Raw genomic sequence first — 21,710 nt, 5'->3', positions numbered from 1 at the left:
CTCAGGGGTGAACTGCTTGAAATGAAAGGTTTTCTCCAATCTGCATGTGCCCTTTGGTAGGGGGCACCACTGTATAAGGAAACACCTAATGCCAATCATTACTCTGCCTGACGGCAGCCAACGTCAATTTCCCCACGCCGTTTCCGTCATGGACGTCGCCGCCGACATAGGTCCCGGTCTCGCCAAGGCGTGCATTGCCGGCCGGGTGAACGGTGAACTGGTGGATGCGTGCGAGCTGATCGACGCCGATGCCTCCCTGGCCATCATCACCGCCAAAGACGAAGACGGTCTGGACATTCTGCGCCACTCCTGCGCCCACCTGCTGGGTCATGCCATCAAGCAACTCTGGCCCCAGACCAAGATGGCGATAGGTCCCGTCATCGACAACGGTTTCTACTACGACGTCGATCTCGACCGCACCCTGACCGATGAAGATCTGGCTGCCCTGGAAGAGCGCATGCTGGCGCTGGCCGCCAAGGATTACGACGTCGTCAAGAAGAAGGTCTCCTGGCAGGAGGCGCGCGACGTGTTCGAGGCCCGCGGCGAGACCTACAAGGTCGAAATCCTGGATCAGAACATCGCCCGCGATGATCAGCCCGGTCTCTATCATCACGAAGAGTACGTCGACATGTGTCGCGGCCCCCACGTGCCCAACATGCGTCACTGCCACCACTTCAAGTTGCAGAAGATGTCAGGCGCCTACTGGCGTGGCGACTCCAACAACAAGATGCTGCAGCGCATCTACGGTACCGCCTGGGCCGACAAGAAGCAGCTCAAGGCCTACCTGCAGCGTCTCGAGGAGGCCGCCAAGCGCGACCACCGCAAGATAGGCAAGCAGCTCGACCTGTACCACATGCAGGAAGAGGCTCCCGGCATGGTGTTCTGGCACAATGATGGCTGGACCATCTTCCGTGAGCTGGAAACCTTCATCCGCGGCAAGCTCAAGGAGTACGACTATCAGGAGGTGAAAGGCCCCTTCATGATGGATCGCGTGCTGTGGGAGCGTTCCGGCCACTGGGAAAAATACGCCCAGGCCATGTTCACCACCCAGTCCGAGAACCGCGAGTACGCCATCAAGCCGATGAACTGCCCGGGTCACGTGCAGATCTTCAACCAGGGTCTGAAGTCCTATCGGGACCTGCCCCTGCGCATGGCCGAGTTCGGCTCCTGCCACCGCAACGAGCCCTCAGGCTCCCTGCACGGTCTGATGCGGGTGCGCGGCTTCACCCAGGATGACGCTCACATCTTCTGTACCGAAGATCAGATCATGGAAGAGGTCTCGGCCTGCATTCGCATGGTCTATGACGTCTACGGCACCTTTGGCTTCGAAAACATCGTGGTCAAGCTCTCCACCCGTCCCGAGCAGCGCATCGGTTCCGATGAAGCCTGGGATCGCGCGGAAGCCGCCCTGGCGGAAGCCCTGGTGCTCAATGGCCTGAAGTACGATCTGCAGCCGGGGGAGGGGGCCTTCTACGGTCCCAAGATCGAATTCACCCTGCACGATTGTCTTGATCGTGCCTGGCAGTGTGGTACCGTGCAGCTCGATTTTGCCTTGCCGGGCCGTCTTGGCGCCACTTATGTGGGCGAAGACAACGAACGTCACGTCCCCGTGATGATCCACCGGGCCATTCTCGGGTCCCTCGAGCGTTTCATCGGTATCCTGACCGAAGAGTACGCCGGACTGTTCCCGACCTGGCTGGCACCGACTCAGGCCGTGGTCATGAATATCACGGATAATCAGGCCGATTATGCGGTGAAAGTTGCCAAGGCATTGAATGATGCGGGCCTTCGCGCAAAAGCGGACTTGAGAAATGAGAAGATTGGCTTTAAAATCCGCGAGCATACTTTGAAGCGAGTGCCTTTCATGCTGGTCTGCGGCGACAAAGAAGTAGAAGCCGGCAAGATTGCAGTACGGACTCGTAAAGGGGCTGACCTGGGTTCTTATCCTGTTGAAGAGCTGATAGCTCTGTTAACCCAGGAAGTTCAGACCCGCGGACAAAAGAAAGTGGAGGAATAAGCTATAAAAGGCGGAAAAAAACTGGGCAAGCAACCGCAAGCCCGCGCTCACCGGATCAATGAAGAGATCCGTCTGAAAGAAGTTCGTCTGACTGGTTTGGACGGTGAGGCCATTGGCATCACCACCATCCAGGATGCCCTGAACTTGGCCCTTGAAGCCGGAGTGGATCTGGTCGAGATCAGTCCTAACGCTGAGCCGCCCGTTTGCCGAATCATGGATTACGGCAAATTCCTCTACGAAAAGAGCAAGACCACCAAAGAACAGAAGAAAAAGCAGAAAGTCGTCCAGGTGAAGGAAATCAAATTCCGTCCTGGCACTGACGAAGGCGACTATCAGGTAAAACTACGCAACCTGGTTCGCTTTCTGGAAGACGGGGACAAGGCGAAGGTCACCCTGCGCTTCCGTGGTCGTGAAATGGCCCACCAGGATCTTGGTATCAAGGTTCTGGAGCGAGTCAAGAACGATCTGGAAGAGTTGGCCGTAGTCGAGTCGTTCCCGAAAGTCGAAGGCCGTCAAGCTGTGATGGTCCTCGCACCCAAGAAGAAATCTTAAGGCCCACAAGAAATTGACTCATGGGTTCGCCCCATGAGTCGGTTCGCCTTGCGATTTTGTTGTCACTCACAATGCGGAGTATGAAATGCCGAAGATGAAAACCAACCGGGGTGCTGCAAAGCGCTTCAAGAAGACTGGCTCAGGTCGCTTCAAGTGCAAGCACAACCACCTGCGTCACATCCTGACCAAGAAGAGCAGTAAGCGTAAGCGTAAGCTGGGGCCGAAGTTCATGGTTTCTGCTGCCGACCACAAACGTGTTGTCGCTTGTCTGCCGTACGCATAAGGGGGATGTGAAAAATGCCAAGAGTTAAACGTGGTGTGACTGCTCGCGCTCGTCACAAGAAAGTAATGAAAGCCGCCAAGGGTTACTACGGCGCCCGTTCCCGTGTCTACCGCGTAGCGGTACAAGCGGTAACCAAAGCTGGTCAGTATGCCTACCGTGACCGTCGCCAGAAGAAGCGTCAGTTCCGTCAGCTGTGGATTGCGCGTATCAACGCTGCAGCCCGTCAGAACGGTCTGTCCTACAGCCGTCTGATCGACGGTCTGAAGAAGGCTTCCATCGAGATCGATCGCAAGATCCTGTCCGATATCGCCGTTCACGACAAGCTGGCTTTCACAGCCCTGGTTGAAAAGGCCAAAGCAGCGCTGGTTTAATCCGGTTCTGTTATGAAAGATAAAAGGAGGCTCAGGCCTCCTTTTTTGTTGCCCGTTTTTTGCTTTCAGTGTGTTGTGCCGTACAGCGCCATCCGCCCTGGTGGCCGACGCGAAAATGTCTGATATGCCAACAAACCAAGGCCTGACATCAAAAATTGAAGCGAGCGGGGAAGGGCTTGAGACTCGCTTGATATAACAAAATGATTTATAGGGAGAAAAGCCCGCCATAACTATGGTCAGCGAAGGGGCTTTTTTTGTATTATTCCCCTCTTGACCTTATTTAGCCTAAAGGCTCCTGTTTCGGGAGTGGTGACGAGGAAGACATGCAACAGCTTGAAGAAGTAGTCGGCCAGGCCAAGGCCGAAATTGAGGGCGTAAGCGACATCGCCGCCCTCGACGAAATCCGGGTCAAATATCTGGGTAAAAAGGGCTTTTTTACCGAGCAGATGAAGGGCCTGGGCGCCCTTTCGCCTGAGGAGCGTCCCGCCGCAGGCGCGGTGATCAACCAGGCCAAGCAGCTGGTTCAGGATGCCTTGAACGCGCGTCGTGAAGCCCTCGAAGTTGCCGTGCTGAACCAGAAGCTGGCGGCCGAGACCATCGACATCAGCCTGCCGGGTCGTCGTATCGAAAACGGTGGCCTGCACCCGGTGACCCGCACCATTGAACGCATCGAGCGCCTGTTTGGCGAGATGGGTTTCAAGGTCGAGCGCGGTCCCGAGATTGAAGATGGCTTCCACAACTTCGATGCGCTGAATATCCCGGCTCATCACCCGGCGCGTACCGATCACGATACCTTCTACTTCAATCCTGATCTGATGCTGCGAACCCACACCTCGGGCGTGCAGATCCGCACCATGGAACATCAGCAGCCGCCGATCCGCATCATAGCGCCGGGTCGCGTCTATCGTAACGACTACGACATGACCCACACCCCCATGTTCCACCAGGTCGAAGGCCTGCTGGTGGACGAGCATGCCAGCTTCACCGAGCTCAAGGGGATACTGCACGACTTCCTGCGCAACTACTTCGAGGAAGATCTCACCATTCGCTTCCGCCCCTCCTACTTCCCGTTCACCGAGCCGAGCGCCGAAGTGGACGTGATGGGCAAGAACGGCAAGTGGCTGGAAGTGCTGGGCTGCGGCATGGTGCACCCGAACGTGCTGCGTTCGGTCGGCATCGATCCGGAAAAATACTCCGGCTTTGCCTTCGGCATGGGCGTTGAGCGCCTGACCATGCTGCGTTACGGGGTCAACGACCTGCGTGCCTTCTTCGAAAACGATCTGCGCTTCCTCAAGCAGTTCAAGTAAGGGCGAGAGAACATGAAATTCAGTAAATCCTGGGTGATGGAGTGGGTCCGCACCGAGTTGAGTGACAATGCATTGGCCGAGCAGATCACCATGGCCGGTCTTGAAGTGGACGCCGTGGAAGCGGTCGCCGGCCAGTTCAACAATGTGGTCGTGGGTGAAGTGGTCGAGTGCGCCCAGCACCCGGACGCCGACAAGCTGCGGGTGACCAAGGTCAACGTGGGCGAGGCCGAGCTGCTGGACATCGTCTGCGGCGCGCCGAACTGCCGTCAGGGCCTGAAAGTGTGCGTGGCCAAGGTGGGCGCGACCCTGCCGGGCGATTTCACCATCAAGAAAGCCAAGCTGCGTGGCCAGCCGTCCCACGGCATGCTCTGCTCCTTCAGCGAGCTAGGTATCGACGTCGAGGCGGACGGCATCATAGAGCTGCCGCTCGACGCCCCCATCGGCACCGATATTCGCGACTACCTCAATTTGAACGACGTCTCTATCGACGTGGATCTGACCCCGAACCGTGCCGATTGCCTCGGCATCGCGGGTCTGGCACGCGAGATCGGCGTGCTCAACAGTGTGGACGTGGTCGAGCCGAGCTGGACGCCTGCCGCCGCCACCATTGACGCCAGCTTCCCGATCCGGGTCGAGGCGTCCGCCGATTGCCCCCGTTACCTGGGTCGCGTCATCAAGGGGCTGAACCTGCGCGCCCAGAGCCCGCTCTGGATGCAGGAGAAGCTGCGCCGTGGCGGCATCCGCTCCATCGACGCCATCGTCGACATCACCAACTACCTGCTGCTGGAATACGGTCAGCCGATGCACGCCTTCGATCTGGCCAAGCTGGAAGGGGAACTGGTGGTACGCCGCGCCCGTAGCGATGAGCCGATGACCCTGCTCGACGGTACCGAGGTGAAGCTCAAAGACAACACCCTGGTGATTGCCGATGCCAAAGGCCCTGCCTGCATGGCCGGTATCTTCGGCGGCGATCGCACCGGTGTGTCCGAGACCACCACCGACATCCTGCTGGAGTGCGCCTTCTTCGCGCCGCTCTCCATCACCGGCCGTGCCCGTGCCTACGGCCTGCACACCGACTCTTCCCACCGCTTCGAGCGCGGGGTGGATCCCGAGCTGCAAGCCAAGGTGATGGACAGAGCCACCCGTTTGCTGCTGGACATTTGTGGCGGAGAGTGCGGCGGTGAAGCGGGCCCCGTCATCGAGGTCAAATCCGATGCCCATCTGCCCAAGGCTGCCCCCATCCGCTTGCGTCGTGCCAAGCTCGACAAGGTGATCGGCATCAGCGTGGCCGACGCCCAGGTGCTCGAGATCCTGACCCGCCTCGGCATGCAGGTGACCGTGGACACCGACGGCTGGACCGCGCTGGCACCCTCCTGGCGTTTCGATATCGCCATCGAGGAAGACCTCATCGAGGAAGTGGCCCGCATCTACGGCTACAACAACATCCCGAACCTCAAACCCGCCGCCTCCCTGGCGATGGTGGAGCAGGCCGAAGGCCAGGTGACCCTGAAGCGGGTGCGTGACCTGCTGGTCGATCGCGGTTTCCAGGAAGCGATCACCTACAGCTTCGTGGATCCCAAGGCCCAGCAGACCCTGTTCCCCCAGAGCGACGCCATCGTGCTGCCGAACCCCATCTCGGTCGAGATGTCCGCCATGCGTGTCTCCCTGTTCCCGGGTCTGGTGCAGGCGGTGGTCTACAACCAGAACCGTCAGCAGGGCCGTGTGCGTCTGTTCGAGCAGGGCCTGCGTTTCATCAAGGACGCGAGCGCCGAGAACGGCATCCGTCAGGAGCCCATGCTGGCCGGCATCATCACCGGCAACCAGAGCGACGAGCACTGGGACGTCAAGAGCCGTGGCAGCGACTTCTTTGATCTGAAAGGGGATCTGGAAGCCGTGCTGGATCTCACCGCCGAAGGGGCCACCTTCAGCTTCGAGCGTACCGAGCACAGCGCCCTGCACCCGGGCCAGAGCGCCGCCATCCTGCGCAATGGCGCCGTCATCGGCCACATCGGCGTGATCCACCCGAGCCTCGAGAAGAAGCTGGGTCTCAAGAGCCGTGCCGTGATGTTCGAGCTGGAGCTGGACAAGCTGACCCCTGCCAAGGTGCCGGTTGCGGCCGAAGTTTCCCGCTTCCCGGCCAACCGCCGTGACATCGCCGTGGTGGTCGACGTTGCGGTTCTGGCCGGTGACGTCCTGGCAGTAATTAAAAAAGTTGGCGGAAATCAGTTAGTTGGAATAAACTTGTTCGACGTATACCAGGGTGCTGGTATGGCAGAGGACAAGAAGAGCCTGGCCATCAGTCTAGTGTTGCAAGACACCCAGCGCACCCTGGAGGAGAAAGAGATTGCCGAGACCGTAGACAATGTCGTGCGGGCCCTTGGTGAAGAGTTGAATGCATCCTTGAGGGATTGATCTATGGCGCTTACCAAAGCCGACATTGCAGAGCACCTGTTCACCCAGCTCGGGATGAGCAAGCGTGAAGCCAAAGACATGGTGGAAGCCTTCTTTGAGGAAATCAGACAAGCGCTCGAGCGCGGTGAACAAGTCAAGATTTCAGGCTTCGGTAACTTTGATCTTCGTGAGAAGAACCAGCGTCCCGGACGTAACCCCAAGACGGGCGAGGATATTCCCATCAGCGCCCGTCGTGTGGTGACCTTCCGGCCTGGCCAGAAGCTCAAGGCCAGGGTAGAAAATGTTGAACCCAATGAGTAAAGAAAAGCCAGGCAAATGCCTGGCTTTTGCGTTTCGATGATAAAGACCCTCTTCCTGTTTGGTGCGCTGCTGGCCTTGCCGCTGCGTGCCGCCACGCTCCCCCTGTCAGCCGAGACCCAGGCCTATGCCGATACGCTCACCGGGCTGACCTTCTGCTACCCGGCCCTGCAGCGTCCTCCCTATCTGGAAGCGCAGGGGGGCCTGCTCATCGATCAGATGAAACGCCTGGCCCGGCAACTGCCGGTGCCGCTGCGCTTTGAAAAACTGCCCAACTGGGCGGCGACCCTGCAGGGCTTGCAGCGCGGGCAGTGCGATCTCATCCCCCATGTGGGCCCAACCCGGGAGACCCTGCCCGGCATGGCCTTGAGCCGGGCCATGCTGGAGGCGGAATCCGCCATCCTCTATCGGGGGGAGCTCGAGCAGGCGACCTTCCTGGTCTCGCCCATCTGGCAGGCAGAGGAGACTCTGCAGCGGCTCTATCCGCACTCGTCCCAGCGGCTCCTGACCGATGCGGAGAACTGGTACGCGGCCCTGGTAGCGGGCAGGGGCAGCGCCTACCTCGGTGACTATCTGCAACTGCGTTACCTGATGCGGGAGTTCCCGAACGAGGGGCTGCGCCTGCGGCGGCTGCGCAGCGACGATCTGGTGATCAGCTACCGGCTGATGATGGACGACAAGCCGCAGTTGCAGGAGCTGATAGACACGGCGATCCGCTTCCTGCCGCCGGGCAGCCTCTACCGGGATCTGGGGCGCTATCTGCCCCAGAGCGAGCAGGACATCAACCCCTTGCACTTCACCGACAAGGAGCAGGCCTGGCTGGTCGGCAGCGCGCGCACCATCAAGCTGGTGGCGGATCCCGACTTCATGCCCTACAGCGGCGTCAACCAGCAGGGTGAGCTCATCGGCTGGAGCGGCGATGTACTGCGGGAAGTGAGCCGCCAGACGGGGCTGAATTTCGAGCTGATCCCCGTTGCCAGCAAGGAGGAGGCGCTCGCCAGGCTGCGCAGCGGGGAGGCCGCCATGATGGCCGGTCTGCTGGAGTCGCCGGCACTGCACGAGGAGTTCGAGTTCACCCGTGCGGTGGCAACCAGTCGCTATGCCCTGGTCAGCCGCAAGCGGGGGGCTTATCAAGCCCTTGCCGCGGTCAAGGGCAGGGTGGTCGTGCCCCGTATGCTGTACGACCCCAGCCTGCTGGCCCGGTTCGGGCAACAGGACTGGGGGGTGACCGACAGCCTGTTGCAAGGGCTGGCGGCGGTGCAGAGCGGTGAGGCCGATGCCATGCTGGCCGAGCTCTATCAGCTGCAATATCCGCTGCGCAACAACCAGCTGAGCGAGCTGAGCATCACGGAGCTGCCTGAGGTGTTTGGCCTCGGCTTTGCCATCAGGCGGGATCAGCCAAGGCTTGCCGGGGTGCTGGAGCAGAGCCTGACGACGATCAACGATCGCCAGGTGAGCGAGCTGGTCCAGCGTTGGCGGCGCCTGGTCCTGAACCAGCAAGAGGGGGTCAGTTACGGCTTCTGGCTTGGCTCTGTCCTGCTGGCTCTCCTGATCAGCGCTGGGGTGATCTGGTCAGTCTGGCGCTCCCGCCAGCAGCTGGCCCAGGAGGCGCGCGAACGCCAGAGGGCGGAGCAGGCGCTGGCGCTGGAGAGCAAGTTCAGGGAGTCCCTGTTCCAGGCGCTGCCGGTGCCGGTGTTCTTGCGCAATGACAAGGGGGAGGTGATCAAGCGCAACAAGCGGGCCAAGCGGATGGAGGCGCGCTACGCCACCGATCTCGTCCTGCCGTCCCCGCAGTTGCAGGGGGCTGAGGGGGAGATAGCCCTGCGGGATCAGGTCTACTCCTATGCCCAGATCCCGCTGCGGCTGGGGCCCCAGGCCCCGGCCGGGGATCTCATCGCCCTGTCCGACATCAGCGCCTTGCGCGAGCGCACCCGCTTGCTGCGCCAGGCGGAGCGCCGCCTGCGGGCCCTCACCAATACGGTGCCCGGGGTGGTGCTGCAGTTCACCCTGCAAGGGGGCGCCATCACCCGGGTGGAGTTCGTCAGTCGCGGCAGCCATGAGCTGCTGGGGCTGGCCAGCCAGCAGATCCGCCTCAATCCCAACGAGACCCTGACCCGCATCTCCCACCAGGACAGGCGGGAGATGCGCGCCCCCATGCTGGCCATGTTGCAGGCCGGGCGCCCCTTCTCCCACCTGCTGCGCTACCAGCATCCGACCAAGGGCACGCGCTGGCTGCAGTTCTCCGGCAGAGGGCGCCGTCAGGGGGAGGGGTGGCGCGTCTTTGGAGTGGTGCAGGATGTCACCAGGCGGGTCGAGCAGGAGCACTCCCTGCAGCTCTCCCACGAGCAGGCCCAGCAGGCCGTGCTCGCCAAGGGGCGTTTCCTCGCCGCCGTGAGCCACGAGATCCGCACCCCCATGAACGCCATCCTGGGCTTGCTGGAGTGGCTGGATCAGACCGAGCTCTCCGCGGAGCAGGCCTCGGTGCTGGCACACGTCAGGCAGGCGGGCAACGAGCTGCTCGGGCTGCTCAACGACGTGCTCGATTTCAGCCGCAATGAGAGCCGCCAGCTGCGGCTCTCCCTGCAGCCGACCGATCTGGTGGAGCTGTGCGAGCATGTGGCGGCGGTGCACTGGTCCAAGGCGCGCTCCAAACACCTGCAGCTGCGCCTCAATCTGGATCCTGCGCTGCCCGCCCTGATGGCGCTCGATCCCCACAGGGTGCAGCAGGTGTTGCACAACCTGCTCTCCAACGCCATCAAGTTCAGCGAGCGGGGGGAGGTGGTGCTCTGGGCCCGCCGGCACGGGGACTGGGTCTGGTGCGGGGTGGACGATCAGGGCCCCGGCATCAGTGCCGAGCTGCTGCCCCGGCTGTTCCAGCCCTTCGAGCAAGGGGAGGAGCTGGGTCAGCTCAGGGCCCAGGGTACCGGCTTGGGGCTGGCCATCTGTCGCCAGCTGATGGAGCAGATGGGAGGGGAGATCCGGGTCGAGCCGGTGGCCACCGGCGGCAGCCGCTTCATCTGCGCATGGCCCCTCGAAGGGACGCAGGAGAAGGCGCCCTGGCAGCCAAGGTTCAAACAGATGTCCCTGCAGCTTCCCCCCGAGGAGCTGGCGTACGTGCGGGCCTGGCTCGCCGAGTTTGGCGTGACCGAGGAGGCGACGGCGCCCGCCCTCGCCGCCACCCAGGATGAACAGGGACTGCGTGCCTGGTCCTGGCAGGGAGAGCCCTGGATCCCGGGCGCCGTGGTGAGTCTGCTGCAACCCAGGCTGGTTCAGGGGAGCGGGGAGGTCGCGGATCTGCCGGGCGCCGGTATGCGGGTCCTCCTGGTGGAAGATCACGAGGTAAACAGGGTGCTGATCAGCATGCAGCTGAGTCAGCTGGGCGCCCGGGTGCTGAGCGCCGCCAATGGCCGTCTGGCCCTCGAGATCCTGGCGCGGGAATCTGTCGATCTGGTGCTGACCGATCTGCAGATGCCGGTGATGGACGGTGCCGAGCTCTGCAAGCAGTTGCGGGCCTCGGCGCGCTGGCAGCAGCTGCCGGTCTACGTGATCACCGCCGATCTCAGTGAGCAGGCGGCCCAGCGTCTGGCGGATTGCGGCTGCCAGGGCCATCTGGACAAACCCGTCCTGCTGAAGGAGCTGGCCATCTTGCTGCGCACCGTCTCCGGTCGCAGCAGTGCGCCCCTGGTGGAGAGCTCGGTCAAGATCACCCCCATGACGACACTGCTCAACCCGGCGCTCATCAACCTCTATCTGGTGTCGGCTCGTCAGGATCTGGCCGAGATTGAGGGGTGCGTCACGGCAGGGGATGAAGGCGCCCTCAATACGGCTTTACACAAGATGAAGGGGGCCGCCAAAATGGTGGGGGCCGCCGCCCTGGTACAGGTGATCGAGCGCTGGCAGCGAGCCCCCGGGCACCCCTTGGTGGAAGAATTGCAGCAGGCCGTGGAAGAGGTCTGCCGGCAACTGGGCGAGAGAGCATGAGATGATCATCACAGATGAAGAGTTGTTGGCCCTGCTGGAGTCAGATGTCAGCCAGGAGCCGGTATTTCACCCCGTCAGCGTCTATGCCCTGGACGCCGTCTCCCATCAGGCGGCAAAGGAGGCGGGCTTGCCGGCTTATGCCAGTCTGCACCGTACCCGGCCGGACGCGAGCTGGCAGTGGGAGGGGTTGTTCGCCGCCGGGGCCATCGCCCTGTTCGATCCCGCCTCCCACGAGGGGGCCGACTATCTGCCGCGGCTGCAGACCCCGGGGGTGGGGATCTACCCCCTGTCGGATCCCTGGCTTGAGGGGTTGCAGGCGCGGGAGCAGGGGTGGCGGGACTGGCTCGCCCGGCTCCAGATCCTGCTGCTCGAGGATCACCCCTTCCAGGGGGCCTGCATCCAGCAGGAGATCCAGGCGCTGGGGCTGCCCTGCCACTGGGTGCAGGACGGCGAAGGTTGCCTCAAGGCGCTGGAAGAGGGGGCGGTGGGGCTGCTGGTCTGCGATCTCAGCCTGGCGGAGCAGGATGCCATCAGTCTCCTGATGAGCCATCCCCAGTACCGTCACAGCGGCCTGCCCATCATACTGCTCTCCGCTCACGATCAGACCCTGATCGACGGCGCCAGGCGACTGCTGCACGACGCCGGCTTCAACGTGCTGGCCGCCCTGGCCAAGCCGCTGCAGAGCGACGATCTGCTGCGGCTGCTCAAGGCGCTCTACCTGGGGCCGCAGCGCCAGCGCAGGCTGGGTGGCCTGAAGCGCACCATTCGCAGCTGGCAGGGAGAGGCGCGGGGTCAGCTTGGCCTGCAGGCGGATGCGGCCTCCAGCCCCCTGCCAATCTGGCTGGCCGTGAGCAGCCTGCCCCCTCACTGGGATCCCCTCAAGGCATGGCTGGAGCAGCATGGCAGGCAGGCGAACGAGCTGACCCTGGTCATCCATCGGCGGGATAACTTGCTGAACCAGGCGGATCGCTTCGCCCTGGTGCTGCAGGCGAGTCTTGCCGGGGCCAGGCTAGCCCTGCTGCTCGACAATGCCCAGCACCTGCCTTTCGATCAGCTGGAGCGGCTGCCAATCCAGAGCCTGCTGCTGGGGCAGCATCTGCTGCCGGAGCTGGAGGCGATGGCCGCCGACGCCCTGCTGGCCCGCTTCATCGGGCGTGCTCGCGAGCTCGGCATGGCCCTCTATCTCGACGACCCCTTCAACCTGCAGGATGCCGCCCAGTGGCAGGAGCTCGGCATGGCGGGGCGCTGGTAGCCCGTGCCGCGCTATCTCTGCTGGCCCCCCGATGAGGCGCGCCTGCACCGGGCGCTGGCGGGCTGGGTACACCCCGGCTCGCGGGCATCTCTGCCCCTGATGATGGAGGTGGGCGGCATTCCCTGCCGGCTGCAGGAGCTGGCAGGATCCGATCCCGAGCGGCTGAAGGCGGCCTACGAGGCGCTGAGCGAGCAGAGTGTCTACCTGCGCTTCATGCGCGCCAAGCAGCCTGCCACCGCCGATCAGCTCGCCTTCTTCCTCGACTACCCCAGAGCGCCCCAGATAGGGCTGCTGCTCACCGACGAGCAGGGCGCACCGCTGGCCATGGCCCAGTCCATCCGGCGGCGTCTGCATCCCGACAGGGCGGAGTTCTCCTGCATAGTCGCGGATCATTTTCAGCATAGGGGGGCCGGTCGCCGCATCCTGCTGGCGCTGGCATTGCTGGCGCACGGGGAGGGGATCCGCGAGTGGACCGCCGAGGTGCTCGGCCAGAACAGGCCCATGCTGGCCCTGCTGAAGGGGCTGGGGTTGCCGCTGACCCTGGTGACGGGGCGGGAGATGGTGTTTGTGCGGCTGGACTTGAGCGTTCTCGACGCCCTGGTGCCCCGGCATTCCTAAGACCAAGGGCGAATGTGCCGGGCCAGCCGGTTGTGCTAAGGTCAGCCTGTGATCCGTTGGAGGAAATCAACCATGGTGCAGTCAGCCAAACATATCGTGATCCTCACCGGCGCCGGCATCTCGGCCGAATCCGGTATCAAGACCTTCAGGGCCTGCGACGGCCTGTGGGAGGAGCACAGGGTGGAAGACGTGGCCACCCCCGAGGGCTACGCCCGGGATCCCGAACTGGTTCAGCGTTTTTACAACGCGCGGCGCCATCAGTTGCAACGGGCCGAGATCCACCCCAATCCTGCCCACTATGCCCTGGCGCGCCTCGAGCGCCTGCTGCCGGGGCGCGTGACCCTGATCACCCAGAACATCGACAACCTGCACGAGAGCGCGGGCAGCAAGCACCTCATCCACATGCACGGCGAGTTGCTCAAGGCCCGCTGTCCGGTGTCCGGGCAGGTGATCGAGTGGCGTGGGGAGCTCCACCAGGAGGAGCTCTGCTCCTGCTGCCAGCTGCCCCAGCCGTTGCGGCCTCATGTGGTCTGGTTTGGCGAGATGCCCCTCGGGCTGGATCGCATCTACTCGGCGCTGGCGCAATGCGATCTCTTCATCTCCATCGGCACCTCGGGGGCCGTCTATCCTGCGGCAGGCTTTGTCCATGAGGCGGGCCTCAACGGTGCCCACACCGTCGAGCTCAACCTGGAGCCGAGCGAGGTAGGCAGCCAGTTTGACGAGAAGCGCTATGGCCCGGCCTCCCTGCTGGTGCCAGCCTTCGTGGACGAATTGCTGCAACGCTGCGGTGTACACCAGCCCAAACAGATCGACGGTCATAACTGGATGGAGATGCGTGGGCCATAGCTATTGAGAAATGACATAGTTGCATTGGCTCCATGAAGCCGCCAAACTGACCCGTAAAATAAAGGATGCAGCTGGCGCAAGGGATATGAATATTTTCAAGCATGGAACCGCTTTTCTTCTGCTGGTGCTGACGGCGTTCGGCACTCAGGCAACCTCTTCTTCACCTTTGTTGCACCTGATCCTGCCAGACAAGCGGGAGGTCCGCCTGGATGAGGCGGCGCTGGCCGCCTTGCCGCAGACCGAGTTCGAGACGGCGACCCCCTGGACGGTCGGCGTGCACCGCTATCGTGGCCCGGACCTGATGGCGATGCTGGCGGCGCAAGGGGTCGCCGAGGCCAGGGTACTCGATGTGGTGGCGCTCAATGGCTATCGGCAACGGGTCGATCTCTCCCTGTTTGCCAAGGTGCCGCTGACCCTGGTGCGCTATCAGGATGACAAGCCGCTCACCCGCCGCAACAAGGGGCCGCTCTGGCTGCTGATCCCGCTCTCGGCCCATCCCGAGATGGATGTCTCCGCCATCCACAACAACATGGTCTGGCAGACGATCCGCATCGAGGTCGTCAAGTGACCCGCCGACAGCGCCACAATCTGTTGCTCGCAGCCATCTCTCTGCTGTTTCTGTTCTCCTCCGTCTGGGGCCTGCTGCTGCAAAGCCGCCACGAGCAGCTGGTCGATATCTTCTACCGCAACATCCACTGGAACATCAGCCAGGTGATGCAGGAATCCCAGCGTTTTCTCTACGATTTGCGCCTCTATCGGGCGGGTGCCCTCGAGATGGAGACCCTGAGCCTGGATTACGATCTGCTGTGGAACCGGCTGGATGTGTTCCTGATCAGCAGCGAGACCGCAGATGCGCGCGCCCGTCACGGGCTGGGGACTGTGCTGGCCGGGCTGTTTGACGAGATCAAGGCGCTCGAGCCCCAGATGCAGGCCGGTGTGCTGCAACAGGGGGAAGCCCTCGATCGGTCGCTGGTCCGGATTGCCGAGCTGACCCGCCAGGTGGAGCAGATAGGGGATCAGATCCTCTCGGGGCAGGAGCGGGAAGCCTCCCTCAATCAGCTGCGCCAGAGCCTGTTCTGGATCCAGATCTGGCAACTGATCCTGCTGGTGATGGGGGGCGTGCTGGTCTTCGCCCTGATCCGCACCAATCTGCAGAACCGCCGTCTCTCCCTGCTCGACCCCATGACCCGGCTCGGCAATCGCCGCGCCTTGCAGGGCCAGCTCAGGCAGTCCCTGCAGCGCAACAATGTCCAGGCCCTGGTGGTGCTCGATCTGAAGCGGTTCAAGCAGGTCAATGATCTGCTCGGTTATCAGGTCGGTGATCGCCTGCTGCAGGCGGTCGCCGCCAGGCTTCGGCAAGCCTATCCAGGTCGGGCCTACCGGCTGGGAGGGGATGAATTTGCCGTGGTGCTGGCCGCCGGGCAGGAGGCGATCACCTCCCGCATGGAGGCCATGGTGGACCTGCTGCAGTTCGAGTTCGTGACCCGGGAGAGCAGCTTCGATCTGGCCTGTCGCTTCGGAGTGGCCAGGGCCGGGGAGGGGGAGGATGGGGATCAGCTGCTGGAGCAGGCCATATTGGCGCTGAATCAGGCCAAGCGGGACAATGCGACCCTGATCTGGTACCAGCCGGCGATGAAGGCCTCCCTGAGCATGGGCCAGCGCCAGCTGCATCAACTGCGGGAGTGGCTGGCAGGGGCGGCGCCCTCGCCGCTGGAGACCCTCTCGGAGACCCTGGAGGACGAGCGGGGGCAACAGGTGCTGGGCATCACGCTGCGCTGGCGGGTGGGGCAGCAGGGGTGCGACATGGAGTGGATGCAGGAGCGCGGTATCCTGGGCCCCGTGGTGGCTCGGCTGCTGACGGAGGCCGAGCAGCGGCTGCCGCTGCTCCTGGTGCTCCATCAGCAGTCCCAGCTGGCCCATGTGCTGGCCTATCTGCCCCCCCTGGGAGAGCGGACGCTCATCCTGGCGTTGCCGACCCTGACGGAAGATACCCTGCTGCTGGAGAAGCTGAACCAGCGGGGTTGCGTGCTGGCCCTGCGTGAGCTGGGCAGTCGCGCCCCCGCACTCTTGCGCGCGGGCTGGCCGGTGCGCTACTGGTTGCCCGACCCCTCGGATCACGATGCCCTGCTGCAGCCCCTGGCGCACCAGTTGGGGCTGCTGCGCCTGGGACGTCCGGCAGAGGCGCAGGAAGGGGAGATAAGGAGACAGCGGGAGCCCCGCTGAGCCGCTGGTGGCGGATAGAGCATGACAAGGGCGGCCTCGGCCGCCCTTGTCATTGTGCCTATCAGGGCTGGTGGGGGGCAGTGGAGGGCGGCAAGGGAGCGCAGGAGTGTCTGATCACCAGGTCTGGGTCCACGGTGATCATGCGATTATCTATCTGCTCGCCGTTGATCCGCGCCAGCAACCGGGTGACGGCGAGGCGACCCAGCTCCTCCTTGGGCTGATTGATGGTGGTCAGCGGGGGGCACATAAACTCGGCCAGTGCCACGTTGTCATAGCCGACCAGGGAGAGATCCCGTGGAATGACAAGCCCCGCCTGGTGGGCGGCGCTGATCACCCCCATGGCCATCATGTCGTTGCACACGAAGAGGGCGCTGGGGCGCCTGGGCAATGCCAGCAGGCGGGTCATGGCGGCGGCGCCGCTGGCGCAGTCGAAGTCCCCCTCCTGGATCCAGTGCGGATTGACGGTGAGCCCCGCTTCTCCCATCGCCTGCTCGAAACCCGCCAGGCGCTGATTGGCCGGGGCCCGGCTGTGGGGGCCTGTGATGCAGCCGATCTCGGTGTGACCCAGGGCCAGCAGGTGGCGAGTCGCCAGATAGCCGCCGCGATGGGAGTTGTCGGCGATGAGATCCACCTCCTTGTTCTCCATGCCCCAGTCCATCACCACCACAGGCAGGCTCTTGAGCCAGTCGAGCTGGTTGAACACCTCCTGCTGCCCCTCGCTGCACATGATGAGCAGGCCATCCACTCGTTTTCTGAGCATCATCTTGAGGTAGGAGAGGGCGGTCTCGGCCTGCCCCTCTGTGTTGCCCAGCATCAGGTTGTAGCCCTGCTCGAAGCAGTAGCGCTCCACCCCGCGCACCACCTCGGCGAAGAAGGGGTTGCTGGAGGTGGTGACCAGCATGCCGATGCTGTTGGTCTCCTTCACCTTGAGGCTGCGGGCCACCAGGCTGGGGGCATAGTTGAGATCGCGCATAGCGGCGAAGACCCGCTCCCGGGTCTCCTCGGCCACGAAGCGGGTCTCGTTGATGACGTGGGAGACTGTGGTGGTGGAGACCCCCGCCCGCGCCGCCACCTCCTTGATATTGGCCATCAGTGTCCCTGCGCCGCTTGGGACTGGAGGAAGGTGTCGACCTCCTGCTTGCCCGGGATCGAGCTCTGGGCCCCGAAGCGGGTCACCGAGAGGGCGGCTGCCCCGTGGGCGAAGCGCACCGCGTCCTGAAAGCTGGCACCGGCCAGCTCGGCCGCCAGCAGGGCGCCGTTGAAGGTATCGCCTGCGGCCGTGGTGTCCACCGCCTCGACCCGAAAGCCCGCAATGAGCACCTGCTGCCGGCCGTTGCTGCAATAGACCCCCTGGGACCCCAGGGTGATCATCACGTCTGCTATCCCCATCTGGTGGAAACGGGCCGCCGCCTGGGCCGCGCTGACCTCGTCGGTGACCTTGACGCCGGTCAGCAGCTCGGCTTCGGTCTGGTTGGGGGTGATGAGATCCACCAGCGCCAGCAGGTCGGGCGAGAGCGGCTGGGCGGGCGCCGGGTTGAGCACCACCCGGGTGCCGTGGGCACGGGCCAGACGGGCAGCCTCCAGCACGCTGTCGAGCGGCACTTCCAGCTGCAGCAGCAGGGTATGGGCGCCCGCGATCAGTGCCTCATGGCGTCTGACCATGGCGGTGTCGAGGGCGCCGTTGGCCTCGGTGGAGAGGCCTATGCTGTTCTCCCCCTCGTCGCTCACATAGATGATGGCGATGCCGGTGGGGAGGCGCTCGTCCTGCTCCACCGCACTCACCTCTATGCCATCGGCGGCGAAGCCCGCCTTCATCTGGCGGCCGATGGCGTCGTCGCCGATGCGGGCGATAAAGGAGACTTCTGCACCTAACCGGGCGGCGGCCACCGCCTGGTTGGCCCCCTTGCCACCGGGGACGACCTGGTAACTGTGGCCGGTCAGGGTTTCACCGGGACGGGGAAAGTGGGGGACGCGCAGCACGTGATCCGCATTGACGCTGCCGAGAACTACGAGACGATTCATATCGATCACCCTTGATTGAGAACATCTTGGCTTGAGTGAGCCCAAGCCGGGAGGCTCTGCCTGCGCACCGGAGACAAAGGGGGAGGCAAGCCTCCCCCGTGATGCTTACTTGCTGACGATTTGCAGCGGCACCGGGATGGATTGCTCCACCGGCTGGCCCTTGAGCACCTTGTCGGCGGTTTCCACGCCGATGGCACCGATCAGCGCCGGCTGCTGGGCCACAGTGGCGGCCAGTTTACCCTTGGCCACCGCCGCCTTGCCATCGTCGGTGCCGTCGAAGCCGACGATCATCACCTCTTTGCCGGCCGCCTGCACGGCGCGGATGGCACCCAGCGCCATCTCGTCGTTCTGGGCGAACACCGCCTGCACGGTCGGGTGGGCCGCCAGCAGGTTCTCCATGACGTTCAGACCCTTGGTGCGGTCGAAGTCGGCGGGCTGGGAAGCCAGCACCTGCAGCTTGTTGGCGGCGACCGCCAGGGCGAAGCCCTCGCCACGGTCACGGGCGGCGGAGGTGCCGGCTATCCCTTCGAGCTGGATCACCTTGGTGCCGGCCCCCAGCTTCTCGGTGATGAAGTCACCGGCCAGCTTGCCACCGGCCACGTTGTCGGAGGCGATGTGGGCCTTGACCTCACCCTGGGCGGCGCCGCGGTCCAGGGTCAGCACCGGGATATTGGCCTTGTTGGCCAGGCGGATGGCGTTGCCGACCGCTTCGGAGTCGGTGGGGTTGATCAGGATGGCGTTGACCTTGCGCACGGTGAGATCTTCCACGTTGGAGAGCTCCTTGGCCGGATCATTCTGGGAGTCCAGTACCACCAGCTCGTAGCCAAGCTCCTTGGCCTTGGCTTCGGCTCCCTCCTTCATGGTGACGAAGAAGGGGTTGTTGAGGGTGGAGACCACCATGGCCAGGGTCTGATCGGCGGCCTGGGCGGTGCCCAGCACGGACATGATGGCGGCAGCGAGCAGGGTATTGAGCTTTTTCATCATTTCATTCCTTGTGTGTGCTTACTTGCTTTTGTTATCGATCATCACGGCGAGCAAAATGACGCTGGCCTTGGCGATCATCTGGTAATAGGAGGAGACGTCGAGCAGGTTGAGGGCGTTGTTGAGGAAGCCGATGATGAGGGCCCCGATGAGGGTCCCCATGATGCGGCCCTTGCCCCCCATCAGACTGGTACCCCCCAGCACCACGGCGGCGATGGCATCCAGCTCGTACCCCATGCCGGCGGTCGGCTGGGCCGAGGAGAGGCGGGAGGTGACGATGAGGCCGGCCAGGGCCGACAGCATGCCGCACAGGCCATAGACGGCGAGCTTGACCCGGGCCACGTTGATGCCGGAGAGGCGGGTGGCCGACTCGTTGCCGCCCAGGGCATAGATGTAACGGCCGAGGCGGGTGTGGTTGAGCAGGTACCAGGCCAGCAGGAAGACGATGGCCATCAGCCAGATGGGCACCGGCAGGCCGAACAGGTAGCCGGTCCCGAGCCAGGCGAAGTGATCGGCGCCATCGCTGAAGCCGGTGGAGATGGGGCGCCCCTCGGTGTAGACCATGGTGACGCCGCGCAGGGCGGTCATGGTCACCAGGGTGGCGATGAAGGCCTGTACCTTGCCCTTGGCGATGATGAGGCCGCTGACGCCGCCGAGCAGGGCACCGGCCCCCAGGGTGAGGGGGACTACCAGGGCGATGGGCAGCTCCATGGCGACCATAGTCGCGGCCAGCGCACCGCACAGGGCCAGCACAGAGCCGACCGACAGATCGATACCGGCCGTCAGGATGACCAGCGTCATGCCGACCGCCATGATGGCGTTGACCGAGGTCTGACGCAGTATGTTGAGCAGGTTGTCGGCGGTGAAGAAGTTGGGACTCAGGAAGGAGACCACGCCGATCAGGACCAGCAGCGCCACCAGGGATTTGTTCTCGATCCACCAGGCCTTGCTCATGACGCCACGGCGGGGAAGGGTTTGGGTTGTCATTGTGCTGCCTCTTGCTCTGCTTGCCACTGTTTGCCGACTGCCGCCGCCATCAGCTTCTCCTGATTGGCCTCGCGGGTGTTGAACTCTGCGCTGATGCGCCCTTCGTGCATCACCAGGATGCGATCACTCATGCCGAGCACTTCCGGCATCTCGGAGGAGACCAAGATGATGCTCATCCCCTCCTTCTTGAACTGGTTGATGAGCTGATAAATTTCCTTCTTCGCCCCCACGTCGACGCCGCGGGTCGGCTCGTCCAGGATCAGTACCTTGGGCCTTGTCAGCAGCCCCTTGGCGATGGCCACCTTCTGCTGGTTGCCGCCGGAGAGGAGTTTTATCAGCTGATCCTGACTCGGGGTCTTGATGTTGAACAGGCGCACATAGTCGCTCACCGCCTGGCGCTCGGCCTTGCCATCTATCTTGCCGTGAGTGATGAATTCGCCGAGGGCGCAGAGGCTCATGTTTTCACGCACCGACAGCTCCAGCACCAGGCCATCCCCCTTGCGATCCTCGGAGATATAGGCGATGCCGGCGGCCAGACCGTCGGCCGGGGTGCGCGGCACCAGCACCTTGCCATCGACCTCGACAGCGCCGCTGCTGATGGGGCTGGCGCCGTAGATAAGCTTCATCAGCTCGGTGCGGCCGGAGCCCATCAGGCCGCTGAAGCCGAGGATCTCCCCCTGACGCAGGGAGAAGCTCACCCCGCGCACGCCGGGGCCGGCCAGATCCTTGACCTGCAGGCTGACCGGGCCGAGCTCGCGGGCGAGGCGCGGGTATTGCTCCTCCAGCCGGCGGCCCACCATCATCTCGATGATCCTGTCCTCGTCGAGCTCGCTCACCGCCTGCTCGCCAATCCACTTGCCGTCCCGCAGCACGGTGACGTGATCGCAGATCTGGAAGATCTCTTTCAGGCGATGGGAGATGTAGACGATGCCGCAGCCCTGCTCACGCAGCTCGCGGATAACCACGAACAGCTGCTCGGTCTCGGTGTCGGTCAGGGCATCGGTGGGCTCGTCCATGATGATGACGCTGGCATCGAACGACAGCGCCTTGGCGATCTCCACCATCTGCTGCTCGCCGATGGAGAGATCCCCGAGCCGGGTGTCCGGTCCGTGTTTGACCCCGAGACGGGCCAGCAGGGTGCTGGCCCGCTCGCGCAGCTGCTTGTGGTCTATGTTGCCAAAGCGGGTACGCGGCTCGCGGCCGAGGAAGATGTTGGCGGCAATGGAGAGCTCCGGCAGCAGGTTCAGCTCCTGGTGGATGATGCTGATCCCCTGATCCTGGGAGTCGCGCGGTCCCTTGAAGTGGACCGGCTGACCGCGGTAGCTGACGCTGCCTGCATCGGCCTGATAGATGCCGGTCAGCACCTTCATCAGGGTGGATTTGCCTGCGCCGTTTTCACCGAGCAGGGCCATCACCTGGCCCGGATAGACCCGCAGTCCCGCTTCGTCGAGGGCGCGCACCCCGGGAAAGGTCTTGACGATCCCGGTGAGCTCCAGAATGGGCGAGGGGGGCGTATTGACGCTCCCGGTGAGCCCGGCAAGGGGCATGGGGGAGGAGGTTG

General features: G+C 63.6%; 18 protein-coding genes. 13 read left to right on the top strand and 5 right to left on the bottom strand.

The genetic code is table 11. The annotated features are described in order from the left end of the window. The first annotated feature begins 88 nt into the window (after window positions 1-88). The 13 genes from thrS to HB860_RS06990 all read left to right on the top strand — a co-directional run bounded on the left by thrS (window position 89) and on the right by HB860_RS06990 (window position 16,159). Window positions 89-2,017, top strand: a complete 1,929-nt coding sequence (gene thrS, locus HB860_RS07050) for a threonine--tRNA ligase (protein ID WP_247626172.1) — start codon at window positions 89-91, stop codon at window positions 2,015-2,017. Between the two features lie 3 nt (window positions 2,018-2,020). Further along, entirely contained in the window at window positions 2,021-2,569 is a 549-nt protein-coding gene (gene infC, locus HB860_RS07045) for a translation initiation factor IF-3 (RefSeq protein WP_041204270.1), read from the top strand. A gap of 85 nt (window positions 2,570-2,654) precedes the next feature. After that, window positions 2,655-2,852, top strand: a complete 198-nt coding sequence (gene rpmI, locus HB860_RS07040) for a 50S ribosomal protein L35 (protein WP_005315535.1) — start codon at window positions 2,655-2,657, stop codon at window positions 2,850-2,852. 14 nt (window positions 2,853-2,866) lie between these two features. Continuing rightward, window positions 2,867-3,223 carry a 50S ribosomal protein L20 gene (gene rplT, locus HB860_RS07035; protein WP_010674800.1) on the top strand — a complete coding sequence of 119 codons (357 nt, stop codon included), beginning with the start codon at window positions 2,867-2,869 and terminating at the stop codon, window positions 3,221-3,223. Between the two features lie 323 nt (window positions 3,224-3,546). Further along, window positions 3,547-4,530: a phenylalanine--tRNA ligase subunit alpha gene (pheS, locus tag HB860_RS07030; RefSeq protein ID WP_139434408.1), complete on the top strand. Its 984-nt coding sequence runs from the start codon at window positions 3,547-3,549 to the stop codon at window positions 4,528-4,530. Between the two features lie 12 nt (window positions 4,531-4,542). Then, on the top strand, window positions 4,543-6,942 hold the full coding sequence (gene pheT / locus HB860_RS07025; protein ID WP_247626171.1) for a phenylalanine--tRNA ligase subunit beta: 2,400 nt from the start codon (window positions 4,543-4,545) through the stop codon (window positions 6,940-6,942). A 3-nt stretch (window positions 6,943-6,945) separates the two neighbouring features. Beyond that, complete coding sequence (gene ihfA, locus HB860_RS07020; RefSeq protein WP_005300715.1) at window positions 6,946-7,242, top strand: integration host factor subunit alpha; 297 nt, start codon at window positions 6,946-6,948, stop codon at window positions 7,240-7,242. A 54-nt stretch (window positions 7,243-7,296) separates the two neighbouring features. Beyond that, window positions 7,297-11,220, top strand: a complete 3,924-nt coding sequence (locus HB860_RS07015) for an ATP-binding protein (protein WP_247626210.1) — start codon at window positions 7,297-7,299, stop codon at window positions 11,218-11,220. 1 nt (window position 11,221) lies between these two features. Further along, on the top strand, window positions 11,222-12,472 hold the full coding sequence (locus tag HB860_RS07010) for a response regulator (RefSeq protein WP_247626170.1): 1,251 nt from the start codon (window positions 11,222-11,224) through the stop codon (window positions 12,470-12,472). A 3-nt stretch (window positions 12,473-12,475) separates the two neighbouring features. Then, entirely contained in the window at window positions 12,476-13,090 is a 615-nt protein-coding gene (locus HB860_RS07005; protein WP_247626169.1) for a GNAT family N-acetyltransferase, read from the top strand. A gap of 72 nt (window positions 13,091-13,162) precedes the next feature. Continuing rightward, window positions 13,163-13,936 (top strand): Sir2 family NAD+-dependent deacetylase, encoded by a 774-nt coding sequence (gene cobB / locus HB860_RS07000; protein ID WP_202045789.1) that lies wholly within the window; start codon window positions 13,163-13,165, stop codon window positions 13,934-13,936. Between the two features lie 85 nt (window positions 13,937-14,021). Next, complete coding sequence (locus HB860_RS06995; protein WP_247626168.1) at window positions 14,022-14,504, top strand: hypothetical protein; 483 nt, start codon at window positions 14,022-14,024, stop codon at window positions 14,502-14,504. Next, window positions 14,501-16,159, top strand: a complete 1,659-nt coding sequence (locus HB860_RS06990) for a GGDEF domain-containing protein (RefSeq protein ID WP_247626167.1) — start codon at window positions 14,501-14,503, stop codon at window positions 16,157-16,159. The genes HB860_RS06995 and HB860_RS06990 overlap by 4 nt, the downstream gene beginning before the upstream one ends. Before the next feature lie 61 nt (window positions 16,160-16,220). Here the strand turns inward: HB860_RS06990 and HB860_RS06985 are convergent, their stop codons facing one another. From HB860_RS06985 to rbsA, 5 genes are all read right to left on the bottom strand, one after another. Continuing rightward, window positions 16,221-17,249, bottom strand: a complete 1,029-nt coding sequence (locus HB860_RS06985) for a substrate-binding domain-containing protein (protein WP_247626166.1) — start codon at window positions 17,247-17,249, stop codon at window positions 16,221-16,223. Beyond that, on the bottom strand, window positions 17,249-18,181 hold the full coding sequence (gene rbsK, locus HB860_RS06980) for a ribokinase (protein ID WP_247626165.1): 933 nt from the start codon (window positions 18,179-18,181) through the stop codon (window positions 17,249-17,251). Before rbsK ends, HB860_RS06985 begins: the two co-directional genes overlap by 1 nt. A 105-nt stretch (window positions 18,182-18,286) precedes the next feature. Next, complete coding sequence (gene rbsB, locus HB860_RS06975) at window positions 18,287-19,162, bottom strand: ribose ABC transporter substrate-binding protein RbsB (RefSeq protein WP_041205808.1); 876 nt, start codon at window positions 19,160-19,162, stop codon at window positions 18,287-18,289. 21 nt (window positions 19,163-19,183) lie between these two features. Beyond that, on the bottom strand, window positions 19,184-20,149 hold the full coding sequence (gene rbsC / locus HB860_RS06970) for a ribose ABC transporter permease (protein WP_205641723.1): 966 nt from the start codon (window positions 20,147-20,149) through the stop codon (window positions 19,184-19,186). Next, entirely contained in the window at window positions 20,146-21,696 is a 1,551-nt protein-coding gene (gene rbsA / locus HB860_RS06965; protein ID WP_247626209.1) for a ribose ABC transporter ATP-binding protein RbsA, read from the bottom strand. Before rbsA ends, rbsC begins: the two co-directional genes overlap by 4 nt. Window positions 21,697-21,710 lie beyond the last annotated feature (14 nt).

This window comes from Aeromonas genomosp. paramedia, from assembly GCF_023093515.1.
GTDB lineage: Bacteria > Pseudomonadota > Gammaproteobacteria > Enterobacterales > Aeromonadaceae > Aeromonas.
This window is presented reverse-complemented; position numbering and strand designations above follow the sequence as displayed.